The sequence below is a fragment of the Pseudomonas sp. RW3S2 genome (assembly GCF_014268955.1).
GTDB classification, from domain to species: domain Bacteria; phylum Pseudomonadota; class Gammaproteobacteria; order Pseudomonadales; family Pseudomonadaceae; genus Aquipseudomonas; species Aquipseudomonas wayambapalatensis.
Window position 1 is genome coordinate 358,152 of the sequence record NZ_JABWRM010000002.1, and the last position, 14,304, is coordinate 372,455.

Consider the following 14,304-nt stretch of genomic DNA (forward strand, 5'->3'; position numbering starts at 1 on the left):
TGCCCGCGAAAAGCACACTGCGGCGGAGCATCGGCTTTGCCGCAGAGCCATAGTCCATGGCGCAGCGCTGCCTCAGAGCGTCACCAGCCCATGCTCCAGCGCGTACTTCACCAGTGCTGCTGGGGTATCGATATTCAGCTTGCGCCGGATGCTCAGCCTGAAAGTCTCCACCGTGCGCACGCTGATGCCCAGCTCCCGGGCCATCTCCTTGTTGTTGCTACCCCTGGCGATCATCGCCAGCACCTGCAGCTCGCGCGGGGTCAGGTCGTTCTCGTCGCGGCCGCTGCTGACCAGCTTGCGGGCAATTTCCGGGCTGTAGAAACTGCCACCGGCAGCAATCGCCTCGATCGCGGCTATCAGCTCGGTGGAGGGTGCGTTCTTCAGCACATAGCCCCTCGCCCCCGCTGTGATCGAGGTGCGCACGTACTCCTGGTTGTCGTACATGCTCAGCATCAGCACCCTGATGCCGGGGTACAAACCACACAGGCGGCGGGTCAGCTCCAGGCCGTTCATGTCCTGCAGGCCAACATCCACCAGCAGGATGTCCAGCTCCAGCGAGGCCACCAACTCAAGCGCCTGGGCGCCGGATTCAGCCTGGCCGACCACCTGGAAATGGGCAATTGCGCCCAGCAGTGCCTTGACGCCGTCGCGTACCAGAACATGGTCGTCGACCAGGGCAATGCGGATTGGTGTGGTCTCGCTCATGCAAGCCTCGGGTTGTTCATGGGTATCTGGACCTGCAGCTCGGTGCGTCCGGCAGACGACGCAATGCTGAAACTGCCCCGGTGATGCTCGACCCGCTCGCGCAGGTTGCGCAGGCCGATGCCGTGGCTTTCGTACGCGGCACTTGGGTCGAAGCCCATGCCGTTGTCCTCCACACGCAGTACCAGCAACCCGTCGTGGGCAGAGATGGAAATGATCGCGACACTGGCCTTGGCGTGGCGGTCAACATTGGCCAGCGCCTCCTGGATGATACGAAACAGCGTCAACGAAAGCTCGGCATCCACCTCGATGTCCGTCAGCCCGCACTCGTACTGGGTACGGATGCCGGTGCGCTGCTCGAAATCGCGCACATGCTGGTCGATGGCGGGCGAAAGACCCAGGGTGTCGAGCAGCGAGGGGCGCAGGTCGTGGGAAATCCGCCGCACCTCGCCGATCGCCGAAGCCAGGCGAGTGGTGCCGTTGCGCAGGTTGTCCAGCCCGCCGGCACGACCGTTGTCGAGCTCCATCGCCGCGAGCTCGAACTGGAACTTGATCGACACCAGTTCCTGGCTGATGCCGTCGTGCAGTTCGCGCGCTACCCGCGAGCGCTCCTCTTCCTGAAGGTTGACGATACGCTGGTTGAGCGCCGACAGCTTGCGGTCGGCCAGGCGGTGTTCGCTGACGTTGAGCATCAGCCCACCGGCAAAGATCACCAGCACCGCCAGCAGCGAGAACGAGGCGATGGCCAGCACCGTGGTCAGTACGCCGGAGGCCACCTCCTGGCGCGACTTGAGCGTGGCCACCTCGACGTCGTCGATGTAGATGCCGGTGCCGAGCATCCAGCCCCAGCGCTCGAGCATCACCACATAGGCCAGCTTGCCGGTGGACTGCCCGGTGGAGGGCTTCTGCCAGTCGTACAACTGGTAGCCGTCACCGCGTTCGGCGCTCTCGAGCAGTGCCTGGATGACCAGCAGGCCCTTATTGTCGGTCATGCCGATCAGGTCCTTGCCCACCAGTTCGGCCTGGCGTGGGTGCATCAGGCTCTTGCCGTGGCGGTCGTAGACGAAGAAGTAGCCGTCCAGGCCGAAGTTGGCCCGCGACAGGATCTGCAGGGCGCGCTGGCGAGTGTCGTCATCGTCGGCGCCGCTGTCGTACAACGGCGCGATCAGGCTCATGGCCAGGCCCAGGTAGTTCTTCAACTCGGCCTTCTTCGCCGCCATGATGCTGCTTTCCACCAGGCGCGCCTGGTCCTCCTCGAGCTTGCGGCTCTGGGCGAACACCAGGATGCAGATGAACAGCACCGAGACGATCAGCGGCAGGACACTGAGCGTGACGATCTTGTGCTTGAGTTGCATGGTCACTCCGGTTGCGGGGGCGGCGCGGCGCCAGCTTCGCCTGTGGCCCCGGCAAATGACAAGGGCGCCACGACAAGCGTGGCGCCCCTTTTACACGGCAAACACCTCAGCAGCAACGCGTCGGACGTCCGCTGGCACCGTTGTAGCGTGCATCCTGCCGCTCGCGGAAGAACGCCTTGCGGCTCATCACCGGCTCGCCCGGGTGCTGGGCCTGCATATGCGCGACGTAGGTGTCGTAGTCTGGCATGCCGACCAGCATGCGCGCGGCCTGCCCCATGCATTTGCCCATCTTGCTCAGTTTGCTCAACATCGCAGCGTTCCTCAGGCGTCGGGGATCGGCTGGAACGGCGACTCCTTGTCGCTGCGCTCAGGCTTGACCCAGGCGCGTCTGCCGACCTTCACGGCAAAGCACAGGATGCTCAGCACCACGAACAGGAACAACCCGGTCAGCACGGCGTTGGTGTAGGCGTTGAAGATCACGTGCTGCATCTGTGCCAGATCCTTGGCCGGTGCCAGCACCTGCCCGGCTGCTGCGGCATCGCTGTACTTGCGCGCCAGCGCCAGGAAGCCCATGCCCGGGTTGGGGTCGAACAGCTTGATCAGGCCCGCGGTGGTGGTGCAGATCAGCAGCCATACGGCAGGCAGCAAGGTGACCCAGACATACTGCTGGCGCTTCATGCGGATCAGCACCACCGACGCGAGCATCAGGGCGATGCCGGCCAGCATCTGGTTGGAGATGCCAAACAGCGGCCACAAGGTGTTGATGCCGCCCAGTGGATCGATCACCCCCTGGTACAGCAACCAGCCCCACATCGCCACGCAGCCAGCGGTGGCCACCACGTTGGCGGTCCAGGAGTCGGTCTTTTTCAGTGCCGGCACGAAGTTGCCCAGCAGGTCCTGGAGCATGAAACGCCCGGCTCGGGTGCCGGCATCCACGGCGGTCAGGATGAACAACGCCTCGAACAGGATCGCGAAGTGGTACCAGAAGGCCATGGTGTTCTCACCCGGCAGCGCCTGGTGCAGGATCTGCGCGATACCCACCGCCAGGGTCGGTGCACCACCGGCGCGGGCCAGGATCGAGTGCTCGCCGATGTCGGTGGCGGTCTGCTGGAGGATTTCCGGGGTGATGGTGAAGCCCCAGTTGCTGACGGTCTGCGCCACCGACACGACGTCGGCACCGACCACCGCGGCCGGGCTGTTCATGGCGAAGTACACGCCCGGCTCGATGACCGAAGCGGCAACCATGGCCATGATCGCCACGAACGACTCCATCAGCATGGCGCCGTAGCCGATGTAGCGGGCATGGCTTTCGTTGGCCAGCAGCTTGGGCGTGGTGCCGGAGCTGATCAGCGCATGGAAGCCGGACACTGCACCACAGGCGATGGTGATGAACAGGAACGGGAACAGCGCCCCCTTCCACACGGGGCCTGTGCCGTCGACGAATTGGGTGATGGCCGGCATCTTGAGCTCAGGCGCGATCACCAGGATACCGATGGCCAGCGCCACGATGGTGCCGATCTTGAGAAAGGTCGAGAGGTAGTCGCGTGGCGCCAGAATCAGCCAGATCGGCAGCACAGCGGCGACGAAACCATAGCCGATCAACATCCAGGTGATCTGCACGCCGGTGAAGGTGAACGCTGGGCCCCACACTGGATCCGCGGCAACCATGCCGCCGCCCCAGATAGAGGCAAGCATCAGTGCCACGCCGATCACCGAGATCTCGCCGATACGACCCGGGCGCAGGTAGCGCAGGTACACGCCCATGAACATGGCGATCGGGATGGTCGCCATCACCGTGAACATGCCCCACGGGCTCTCGGCCAGGGCCTTGACCACGATCAGAGACAGCACCGCAAGGATGATGATCATGATCAGGAAAGTGCCGAACAGCGCGATGGTTCCGGGGATCGGGCCCATTTCCTCGCGTACCAGGTCGCCCAGGGAGCGGCCATTGCGGCGGGTGGAAATGAACAAGACCATGAAGTCCTGCACGGCCCCTGCCAGCACTACCCCGGCAATCAGCCAGAGCGTACCGGGCAGGTAACCCATCTGCGCGGCGAGCACCGGGCCGACCAGTGGGCCGGCGCCAGCGATGGCTGCGAAGTGATGGCCGAAGAGGATGTGCTTGTTGGTCGGTACGTAGTCCAGCCCGTCGTTGTGCAGCACGGCCGGGGTGGCGCGGGTGGAGTCCAGTTGCATCACCTTGTTGGCGATGAACAGGCTGTAGTAGCGGTAGGCAACGAGGTAGATGGCGACGGCTGCGGTGACGATCCACAGGGCGCTGATGGCTTCGCCCCTGCGCAACGCCACGGTGCCTAGCGCGAATGCGCCCAGCAAGGCAATGGCGAACCAGGCAATTCGGGTAGCCAGTTTGGTCATCGGGATTTCTCCTGTCGCGACGGGTGTGCCGGCGACGGTTTTTGTTTTTGTGGGTGCCCGGGTAGGGACGACGACACTCTCGGCGTACTGGGTCCACAAGAACATTCGCAGTACTACGCGTAAGTACTACGTAGAACTACGTAGATGGGGTGTCAGTGAGGGGGCGGTGCTCTTTTCGCGGGCAAGCCCGCTCCTACAGGGGAACGCATTGCCTTGTGGATGATGCGGTACTTTTGTAGGAGCGGCGGTTCGCCGCTGCGACTTGCCCGCGAAGCAGGCGCTGCAGATATTCGCGGGCAGTGCCCCAATCCTTCGAGGCGGTTTCTGGCATTGTTGGCACGACTATTGATTAATGATTCCACAACGATTGTTGAACAATCATAAGTGGAGCGTACTTCATGTCCCGAGCAACAGCCCTCACCCTCGCCCTGACCCTCAGTGCCGCCGCACAGGCCGCCGACGGCACCTTGCAGTCCGATCGCCTGTCCATCGGCTCGGACCTCACCTACCCTCCCTACACGTACCTCGACCAGGGCAAGCCTGCCGGCTTCGATCCCGAGTTCATGACCCTGCTCGGCCAGCACCTCAAGCTCGCCCCCCAGTTCCAGGACACCCGCTTTGCCAACCTGGTGATGGGGGTCAACGCTCGACGCTTCGATGTGGTCGCCTCGGCCCTTTACGTCACCCCTGAGCGCGCGGCGCAGGTCGATTTCCTGCCCTACCTCAAGAGCGGTGCCTCGCTGATGGTGCGGGCCGATGACAGTTTCCGCCCGCAAGCGCCCCAGGACCTGTGCGGCAAGCGCATTGGCTCGATCAAGGGTGGGTCGTGGATTCCCAAGCTGATGGCGCTGTCCAAAAGCCACTGCGAGGCCAACGGCCAGGCGCCGATCGACTCGCGCGAATTCCCCACCTCACCGGAGGCGGCCCAGGCCCTGCTGGCCAAGGCGGTCGATGTGCAGTTCGAAGACGCCGCAGTGGCGGCCATCACCGCCGACAAGCTCAAGGGCCGAGTGGTGATCAGTTCCCACGAGCTGATCTACCCGGTGGTCATAGGCCTTGCCGTGCGCAAGGGCAACGATGCACTGCTCGGTGAACTGCGCCAGGGCTTCGAGGCCATGAAGCACAGTGGCGAGTACCAGACGCTGTTGACTCGCTACAACCTCGGCGAGCCCAGCCCTGCCGAAGTGGCCCAGGCCCTGGGCCAGAATCCTCAAGCGAAAGCGCAGTAAGCAGGAGCGTCGAGCATGCAATTCGATTGGGATTATGCCGCCGGCCTGCTGGTCAACGGCGACTTCTGGAAGGCGGTCGGCACCGTGGTGGAGTTGAGCGTCGAGACCTGGCTGCTGGGCATCGTCTTCGGCTTTGTCCTGGCGCTGGCGCGGCAGTCGAGCAACCGCGCCCTGAACCGTGGCGCGGCACTGTACATCTGGTTCTTCCGCAGCCTGCCGCTGCTGGTGCTGCTCATCTTCGTCTACAACCTGCCCCAGGTCTTCCCGAGTACCAGCGTGCTGCTGTCCAACCCCTACGCCGCCGGCCTGATCGCCTTGGTGCTGAGCGAATCGGCCTATATCGCCGAGATTCATCGCGGCGGCCTGCTGGCAGTGGCCAAGGGGCAACTCGAGGCCGGCAAGGCGCTGGGTATCCGCTACACCGGTGTGCAGCGCCTGATCGTGATTCCACAGGCGTTGCGGGTGGCATTGCCGACCCTGGCCAACGAGTACATCACCATCGTCAAGCTGACCTCGCTGGTGTCGGTGATTTCGCTGTCGGAGATCCTGCTGGTCGGCCAGCAGCTGTACACGCAGAACTTCCTGGTAATGGAGACCATGCTCGCGGTCGCCTTCTACTATGTGCTGATCGTCACGGTGTTCAGTTACCTGCTACGTCGCCTGGAGCAGCACCTTGACGTCACCCGGCGCCAGCCCAAGGCCATCGCCGATGGCCCGGCGCAACCGGCGCCTGCTCGCCGCGAGGCCGCACCCAGGCAAGGCGACTTCGCCCTGCGGGTGTTCGGCGCGCGCAAGCACTATGGTCAGCTGGAAGTGCTCAAGGGCATCGACCTGGACATCCGCTTCGGCGAAGTAGTGTCGATCATCGGGCCTTCGGGGTCGGGCAAGACTACGCTGATCCGTACCCTGAACGGCCTGGAGGGCCTGGATCGTGGCCAGGTCGAGCTGTGCGGCGCGCCGTTCCTGCGGGGGCGTGAAGAAGACGGCGGCAGCCTCGGCAATCGCTTGCACATGGAGGGCATCGTCCAGGTCGGCATGGTCTTCCAGGGTTTCAACCTGTTCCCGCACAAGACGGTGCTGGAGAACGTGATACTCGCCCCACGTCACCATGGCCATGCCAGCGACACCGACCTGCGCGCCTTGGGCTTGGCGCTGCTGAGCAAGGTGGGCCTGCGCGAGCATGCCGGCAAGTACCCGCACCAGCTCTCCGGCGGCCAGCAGCAAAGGGTGGCGATCGCCCGGGCACTGGCCATGCGCCCGCGGGTGATGCTGTTCGACGAGCCGACCTCGGCGCTCGATCCGGAGCTGGTCGGCGATGTGCTCAAGGTGATCGAGGACCTCGCCCGCGAGGGCATGACCATGGTCATCGTCACCCATGAAATGAAATTCGCTTTCCAGGTCTCCGACCGCGTGGTGTTCATGGAGCGCGGAGAGATCATCCAGGCCGGTGCGCCGCGCGAGTTGCTCGACAACCGCAGCGAGCGCATGGGCCGCTTCCTCAAGGACGTGCAACTGGCATGAGCAGCAAAGTCCCGGAAAAGACCGGCGAAAGCCTGCCCCTGGCCGACCAGGTGGCCCTCGAACTGCGCGAAGACATCATCGGCGGCCGCCTGGTATCAGGCATGCCGCTGGTCGAGGCAGAGCTCACCGGCCGCTATAACGCTTCGCGCAACACCGTACGCGAGGCCCTGCACCAGTTGGGTCACGAAGGCCTGACCACCTACGTGCGCAACAAGGGTGTGATGGTGCGCAGGCTGGGTGTCGCCGAGGTGCGCGATATCTTTCTGGTGCGCCGCACACTTGAGGTGCAGGCGATCCACGGCAGCAAGCCGCTGCGCGAATACCAGTCCGACCGCATGCTCGACGCCATCGAGGCGGCCGAACTTGCCCGTGATCGTGAAGACTGGCAGGCCTTCGGCACCCACAGCCTGCGCTTTCACCAGCACATCGTCGGCCTGCTGCGCAGCCCATTGCTGGATGCCTTCTTCACCAATATCGCTGCGCAGATGCGTCTGGTGTTCGCCGTTGCGCCCGATGAAAAGAACTTCCAGAGCCCGTGGCTGGAGCGCGACCGAGAGATCCACGACCTGCTCGCCGACGGCTTGCGTCACGATGCCGCCGAAGCCATGACCCGTTACCTGGACGACTCCGAGCACGCCCTGCTCGACCTGTTCAGCCATCCACCCCGTTCCTGAAACCGGAGACCTACCCATGTACAAGGATTATCCCGCCGCCTACCAGGTCAGCAAAGGCGCTGCCCTGCAGGTCGACAAGCCTTTCTATGACCGCGTGCGCGAGCGCCAGGATGCACGCACGCTGATCGAGCAGTTCGAGGTGCCGATCCGCACCGGCCGCGCCTGGAAGGTGCCGGCCGGCCATGTGTTCCGCGTCACCACCCCGGTCGGCCCGCAGGTCGGCGACTTCAACATCTGGAACGCCAACGACCCGCGTGAGCGCCTGTGGGCGGCCCGTACCCGCCAGTTGCAGGGTGCCCACGTCACCACCTACGACCGACTGTGGTCGAACCTGCCATTCCTGCGCCCGCTGGTAACCATCACCGACGACAGCCTGGCCGACTACGGCATCGACGAACACGGCGGACGCCTGCACGACCTGCTCGGCACCCGTTGCGACCCCTACGTGAACAAGATGCTCACCGGCGAGGACTTCCATCACCACTGCCACTCCAACCTCACCCGCGCCGTGTTGCCCCATGGGCTGACCGAGTTCGACGTGCACGATGTGCTGAACATCTTCCAGTGCACCGGCCTGAACCATGACGACATGTACTTCATGAAGGCCTGCCCGGCCAAGCAGGGTGATTACCTGGAGTTCTTCGCCGAAATCGATGTGCTGTGTGCGCTGTCGACCTGCCCGGGCGGCGACCTCTCACTGCCGATGTGGGGGCCTGAGGCACAGGACCCGCTGTCGGTCTGCCGACCGCTGGGGGTGGAAATCTACAAGCTCGACGACAGCCTGCTGGAGGGCTGGACGCAGCCCAAGCGCGCCAGCTACAACGGCATGCACGGGCTGGCGATCGGCAAGGCCGAGTGGGAATGATCGGCTGAGCTGGAGGGCGGCGGTTCGCCGCCCCGACGTGCCCGCGAAAAGAACACCGCGGTGGAAGGCACCGGCTTCGCCGGTGATCGCGGGACTAGCCCGCTCCCACAGGTAACACCGCAGTATTCAGAAGTTGCGGAGCTCTTGTAGGGGTAACTTTCTTGTTCAAAATCTAAAGGTCAGCCCAATCCCTGTGGGGGCGGCGGTTCGGCGCCCCGACTGGTCCCGCGAACACGGGCGTAGCCCGTGCCAGGCAGCGCGGTGTCTTTTTCAACGATCAGAGACCTGCTCCAGAAAGATCAAGCGCAGCGGCTCGCCCAACAGCATTTCGCTCTGCGCCGCAAACCGCTGGAAATACGGTGCGGCGAAATGCGCATCAAGCGCGGCCTGGTCGACGAACGCCTCGCGCATGTAGAACGTCCCCGGCTCATCCTTGCCCTCGAACAGCACATAGTCCAGATTGCCTGGCTCCGCGCGGGTCGGTTCAATCAGTTCCAACAACGCCTGCTTCAGTGCCAGCGCCCTGCCCTCGCGGGCCTTGAGTACTGCAATCGATACCAGCGGATTGTTCGTTACCTGCGCACCCATCGTCACATCTCCAACACGTTTGAGTTGCGCACAGTATTGCCGGGGCGATGGCCGGCAAACAGCCGCGCCGCCCGATAACACTTTCAACGCGATGCGGAAAATCGCTCAGGCCAGCGTTTGCTGCACCTGGTCAACGGTTCTCGCCAGGCTCTCCAGGTGCAGCCCCAGCACCCGCTCTACCGGTGCCTGGTCCAGTGGCCAGTGCAAGGCGATGCTCCCCGCCAGCCGTCCTTGCGTGTGGACCGGCAAGGCGATGGCGCGGATCAGGAACGGTAGCCGCACCGGATACTCCCAGTAACCTTCCGTGCGCCGGGCAAAACCTTGCTGTGTCTCGTCCTCGATGCCGCGCAGCAGTGTGTCGTCCCCCAGGTGCGCATGCTCGGCCAGGCGCTCGACCTCATGCTGCTCCAGCTCGCCCAGGCAGGCGCGCCCCATCGCCGAGTGGAACAGGCTGGCGTGGTGGCCGACGATCTGGCAGTTGTTCGGGTAGCGCTTGCGCAACACCTGGGGAATCGCGCTCTCCATCACTTCCAGGCGCTGGCCGTCGAAGCATGACAAGTCGGCCACCAACCCGGTGCGCTCGCTGAGCTCCAGCAACAGGGGCGCGGCGCTTTCGACCATCTGCCGCTTGAACCGCAACTGGCCGTCGCCGAACAGGCGCCGCGCGCGCAGACGGTAGCGGCGGTCGCTCAGGCCCCGGTAGGTCCAGCCCTGCTCCTGCAAGGTGGCGAGCATGCGCGATACTGTGGCCTTGGGTAACGCCGTCAGGTAGTGCAGCTCCTCCAGCCCAAGGGCCTGGTGCTCACCCAGCAATTCGATGATCGTCAACGCCCGCTCGACCGATCGCACGCCACCGCCGTCTCCATTGCCGCTCATGTTCGCCTCCGTGTCTGCACCAGGATCGTCAAATTGCCCAGCAAGATATGCGCCTGCAAGGGCTTCAGCGCGCCAGCAGGCTCGGCGGCGGGTAGCGCTCGACCCAGCGGGTCAGTTGCTCGTGGGCATAGGCCAGGCGCAGCACCGCCTGATCGGCCTGGGCCGGGCCGATGATCTGCATCCCCATCGGCAGGCCCTGTGCATTGAAACCGACCGGAACGCTGATGCTCGGCAACCCGGCCAGGGTCGGGCCGATCACCACCTCCATCCAGCGGTGATAGGTGTCCATCGCCCGCCCGCCAACGACCTGCGGCCAAGGTTGCTGTGCGTCGAAAGGAAACACCTGGGCCGAGGGCAGCAGCAGGAAGTCGTAACGCTCGAACAGCCCTGCCATCGCCCGGTACCAGTCGCTGCGCGCCAGCGACGCCTGGTAAAGTGCAGCGGCGCTCAGTTGCAGGCCGCCCTCGACCTCCCACTGCGCCTCCGGCTTGAGCAATGCGCGCCGACTCGGGTCGGCGTAGGCCGCTGCGAGGTTGCCGTGCACCAGAAAGTGGCGATGGGTCAGCCAGCATTGCCAGAGGCGCTCCAGCGGGTAGTCCGGCTGACAGGCCTCGACCTTGCACCCCAGGTTCTCGAAGTCGCTCAATGCGGTTTCGCACAGGCTCAGCACGCCATCGTCCATGGGCAGGTAACCGTTGTAGTCGCCCAACCAGCCGACCCGCACATCGGTGAAGTCCTGTCGCAGGTCCGCAGCGAAATCCTGCATGCTATCGTTGATGGACAGCGGCACCCGCGCATCGAAGCCCGCTTGTACCGACAGCAGCCGGGCCAGGTCGGTGACGCTGCGCCCCATCGGGCCCTCGGTGGCGAGTTGCTGGACGAACATCTCCGGCGCCGGACCGTGCGGCACGCGGCCCTGGGACGGGCGCAGGCCAAACACATTGTTGAACGCCGCCGGGTTGCGCAACGAGCCCATCATGTCGCTGCCATCGGCCACGGGCAGCAGGCGCATGGCCAGTGCCGCAGCGGCCCCGCCGCTGCTGCCGCCGGCTACCCGGCTGGGGTCGTAGGCGTTGGTGGTGGTGCCGAACAGCGTGTTGTAGGTCTGCGAGCCGAGGCCGAATTCCGGCACGTTGCTCTTGCCGAGGATGATCGCGCCGTTGTGCCGAACCCGCGCCACGCTGATGGCGTCCTGCTGCGGCACCTGCTCGGCGAACAGCGGCGAGCCCAAGGTGGTACGCAGGTCAGCCGTGGCGGCCAGGTCCTTGATGGCCTGGGGCATGCCGTGCATCCAGCCGCGAGACTGGCCGCGGTCGAGCTCGCGGTCGCGTGCGTCGGCCTCCCTGAGCAGTTGCTGTGCCGGACGCAGTGACACCAGGGCGTTGACCTGCGGATTGACCCGCTCGATGTGCGCAAGGTAGGCCTGCATCACCTCGCGGCAGGACACCTGGCGAGCATGGATCGCCCGGGACAGGTCGCTGGCATCCAGCGCGACGACAGGGTCGAGATCTAGCGGTTTCACGGTTTTACTCCAAGTTCGAGGACGGCAGGCGCGCGTGGCCGCACGGCTTCTTTCAGACAATAGGTGCCCAGCAGTGTCAGCACGCAGGCGAACAGCACGTAGAACGACGGCGCCACGGGCGTGTTCAAGACCTTGGTGAGCCAGGTGACGATCAGCGGCGCGAAGCCGCCGAACAGCATCACTGCCACGTTATACGCCACCGACACCCCCGTTGAGCGGACTGCGATGGGGAACTGCTCGGCCAGCGCCGTGGGTGCCGGCCCATAGAAACCACCGATCATGCTGCACAGCGCCAGTTGCATCACCAGCAGGCGCTCGACCGACGGTGCCGCGGCGACCCACAGGTGCAACGGGTAGACCATCAGGAAAAAGCCCAGGGTGAAGGCCATCAGCACCGGCCTGCGGCCGATACGGTCGGACAGCGCGCCGGAGAACGGAATCACCACCGTCATCAGGCCCACCGCGAGCATCTGCACCAGCAGCACCTGGTCCAGTGGCAGCCCCAGGCTCTTGTGGGCGAAGGTCGGCATGTTCACCAGCACCACATAGAAGGAAACGGTCGCGCCGCTGGCCAGGCCCATGGACACCAACAGCGCCCGGCGATGCGTACGCAGCACCTGCCACAGGCTTGGGGCCTGGTCCTTGGCTTGTTTGCGCGCCTCGAGAAACTCCTCGGGCTCCTGCATGTGCTTGCGAATCCACAGCCCCACCGGGCCGATCAGCAAGCCGAACACGAAAGGAATCCGCCAGCCCCAGGCGTCCAGCGCCTCGGCTGAACACAGGTGGGTGACCAGCGCAACCATCGACGCCCCGGTAAAAACCGCCAGGCATTGCCCGACCAGTTGCCAGGAGCCGTACAGCCCCTTGCGGTGCGCCGGCGCGCTCTCCACCAGAAATGCCGTGGCACTGGCATATTCACCGCCCGTGGCGAAGCCCTGCAGCATGCGCGCGACCACGATCAGCAAGGGCGCGCCCATGCCGATGGCCAGGTAGTTGGGGGCGAAGGCGATCATCGCGATGGACAGGGTCATCAGGCGAATGATCAGTTGCATGGCCGCCTTGCGCCCTTTGCGGTCGGCGTAGATACCCAGCAATACGCCGCCCACCGGGCGCATGAAGAATCCGACGCCGAAGGTCGCCAGGGCCATCAGCAGCGAGGCGTAGTCATCGTCGGAGGGAAAGAACTGACGAGCGACGATGCTGGCCAGAAAGCCGTACACGATGAAGTCATACCATTCCAGCGCATTGCCGATGACGGCGGCGACCACTTGCCGGGTGCGCGATGCGCCTGCATTCGTAGCGTGCATGGGAAATTCTCCAGAAACCAGATGTGAGGAACGCCCGCAGGAATGCGGGCTCCAGCGGCAGTCAATGAAGAAGCGCTCAGGCCGGGGCGAGCCAACGCTCGGTGAGCGCGCTCCAGTAGGCGGCCCCGGTCAGCAGGATGTCGTCGTTGAAGTCGTAGGCGGGGTTGTGCACCATCGGCCGATCCACGCCGTTGCCGATGAACAGGTAGGCGCCGGGGCAGCGTTGCAGCATCCAGGCGAAGTCCTCGCTGCCCATCAGCTTGCGGGTATTGCCATCGACGGCGGCCTCGCCGAGCAGCTCGATGCCGACCTGGCGAGCGAAGGCGTTTTCGGCGGCATGGTTGATCAGCACCGGATAAGCCGGGCGGTGTTCGATGCTCACGCTGCAGCCAAAGCTCTTGGCCTGGGCGCGGATGATCGCCTGTACGCGCTCCAGGGTCAGGCGCCTGACCTCGGCGTCGAGCGCACGCAGGCTCAAGCGCAACAGGGCCTGCTGTGGAATGACATTGGCCGCCTCGCCAGCCTGCAGCGCACCGACGGTAACCACTGCCGCCTCCTGGGCATCGATGTTGCGCGCCACCACGGTCTGCAGCGCCATCACCACACTGGCGGCAGCAACCAACGGGTCGACTGTCAGGTGCGGCATCGAACCATGACCACCGACGCCCTCCAGGATGACGGTCAGCAGGTCCTGGGAAGCCATCATCGGTCCTTCGCGAAAGCCCAGGTGCCCGGCGGCCAGCCCCGGCATATTGTGCATGCCGAACAGCGCATCACAGGGGAAACGCTCCAGCAGGCGATCGGCGAGCATCGCCTCGGCCCCGCCCTGCCCCTCCTCGGCCGGCTGAAAGATCAGTGTCAGGGTGCCGTCGAAGCGCCGGGTCGCCGCCAGGTAGCGAGCAGCGCCGAGCAGCATCACGGTATGTCCGTCGTGTCCGCAGGCATGCATGCAGCCTGGGTGTCGGCTGCTGTAGGCCGCGCCCGTGGCCTCGACGATCGGCAGCGCATCCATGTCGGCGCGCAGCCCCAGGCGGCGCGTGCTGCTGCCGTTGCGCAGCACAGCGACCACGCCGGTGCGGCCGATCCCGGTGTGGACCTCGTAACCCCACTCGCGCAGGGCCTGGGCGACCAGTGCCGAGGTGCGGTTTTCCTCGAAGCCCAGTTCCGGGTGGGCGTGGATATCCTGGCGCAGTGCATGAAGTTCGCCGGCAACGTCGGCGAGCCAGGCCAGGATGTGCGGGTGCTTGGATGGGTTCATCGGCATCTCCTCGCGCGGGTTGCAGTCC

At 64.9% G+C, this 14,304-nt stretch carries 13 protein-coding genes; 4 read left to right on the forward strand and 9 right to left on the reverse strand.

Features of this window, described 5'->3' with window-relative positions:
- Window positions 1-72: 72 nt before the first annotated feature.
- The 4 genes from HU748_RS04385 to HU748_RS04400 form a co-directional block, all read right to left on the reverse strand.
- Window positions 73-705: a response regulator transcription factor gene (locus tag HU748_RS04385; RefSeq protein ID WP_063544901.1), complete on the reverse strand. Its 633-nt coding sequence runs from the start codon at window positions 703-705 to the stop codon at window positions 73-75.
- Window positions 702-2,057, reverse strand: a complete 1,356-nt coding sequence (locus HU748_RS04390) for a cache domain-containing protein (protein ID WP_186719372.1) — start codon at window positions 2,055-2,057, stop codon at window positions 702-704. The genes HU748_RS04385 and HU748_RS04390 overlap by 4 nt, the downstream gene beginning before the upstream one ends.
- A gap of 106 nt (window positions 2,058-2,163) precedes the next feature.
- On the reverse strand, window positions 2,164-2,367 hold the full coding sequence (locus HU748_RS04395; RefSeq protein WP_186709207.1) for a YbdD/YjiX family protein: 204 nt from the start codon (window positions 2,365-2,367) through the stop codon (window positions 2,164-2,166).
- Window positions 2,368-2,378: 11 nt separating this feature from the next.
- Window positions 2,379-4,436 (reverse strand): carbon starvation CstA family protein, encoded by a 2,058-nt coding sequence (locus HU748_RS04400; protein ID WP_186719374.1) that lies wholly within the window; start codon window positions 4,434-4,436, stop codon window positions 2,379-2,381.
- A 398-nt stretch (window positions 4,437-4,834) separates the two neighbouring features.
- On the opposite strand from HU748_RS04400, the gene HU748_RS04405 reads away from it, so the two are divergent.
- The 4 genes from HU748_RS04405 to HU748_RS04420 are packed head-to-tail and all read left to right on the forward strand — an operon-like array spanning window position 4,835 to window position 8,725.
- Window positions 4,835-5,665: a transporter substrate-binding domain-containing protein gene (locus tag HU748_RS04405; protein ID WP_186719376.1), complete on the forward strand. Its 831-nt coding sequence runs from the start codon at window positions 4,835-4,837 to the stop codon at window positions 5,663-5,665.
- A gap of 15 nt (window positions 5,666-5,680) precedes the next feature.
- Complete coding sequence (locus tag HU748_RS26575; protein ID WP_186719378.1) at window positions 5,681-7,186, forward strand: amino acid ABC transporter permease/ATP-binding protein; 1,506 nt, start codon at window positions 5,681-5,683, stop codon at window positions 7,184-7,186.
- Window positions 7,183-7,860: a GntR family transcriptional regulator gene (locus tag HU748_RS04415; RefSeq protein ID WP_186709200.1), complete on the forward strand. Its 678-nt coding sequence runs from the start codon at window positions 7,183-7,185 to the stop codon at window positions 7,858-7,860. Before HU748_RS26575 ends, HU748_RS04415 begins: the two co-directional genes overlap by 4 nt.
- A 16-nt stretch (window positions 7,861-7,876) precedes the next feature.
- Window positions 7,877-8,725 carry a DUF1989 domain-containing protein gene (locus HU748_RS04420; RefSeq protein ID WP_186709193.1) on the forward strand — a complete coding sequence of 283 codons (849 nt, stop codon included), beginning with the start codon at window positions 7,877-7,879 and terminating at the stop codon, window positions 8,723-8,725.
- Between the two features lie 270 nt (window positions 8,726-8,995).
- Here the strand turns inward: HU748_RS04420 and HU748_RS04425 are convergent, their stop codons facing one another.
- The 5 genes from HU748_RS04425 to HU748_RS04445 form a co-directional block, all read right to left on the reverse strand.
- Window positions 8,996-9,313 carry a putative quinol monooxygenase gene (locus tag HU748_RS04425; protein ID WP_054891418.1) on the reverse strand — a complete coding sequence of 106 codons (318 nt, stop codon included), beginning with the start codon at window positions 9,311-9,313 and terminating at the stop codon, window positions 8,996-8,998.
- Window positions 9,314-9,418: 105 nt separating this feature from the next.
- The gene (locus HU748_RS04430; protein ID WP_186709191.1) at window positions 9,419-10,189 is read right to left on the reverse strand and encodes a helix-turn-helix domain-containing protein; all 771 of its coding nucleotides are present in this window, start codon (window positions 10,187-10,189) and stop codon (window positions 9,419-9,421) included.
- Between the two features lie 64 nt (window positions 10,190-10,253).
- Entirely contained in the window at window positions 10,254-11,711 is a 1,458-nt protein-coding gene (locus tag HU748_RS04435; RefSeq protein ID WP_186719380.1) for an amidase, read from the reverse strand.
- Window positions 11,708-13,018 (reverse strand): citrate-proton symporter, encoded by a 1,311-nt coding sequence (locus HU748_RS04440; RefSeq protein WP_186719382.1) that lies wholly within the window; start codon window positions 13,016-13,018, stop codon window positions 11,708-11,710. Before HU748_RS04440 ends, HU748_RS04435 begins: the two co-directional genes overlap by 4 nt.
- A 76-nt stretch (window positions 13,019-13,094) precedes the next feature.
- Window positions 13,095-14,276 carry a M20 aminoacylase family protein gene (locus tag HU748_RS04445; RefSeq protein WP_238343277.1) on the reverse strand — a complete coding sequence of 394 codons (1,182 nt, stop codon included), beginning with the start codon at window positions 14,274-14,276 and terminating at the stop codon, window positions 13,095-13,097.
- Between the last annotated feature and the right edge of the window lie 28 nt (window positions 14,277-14,304).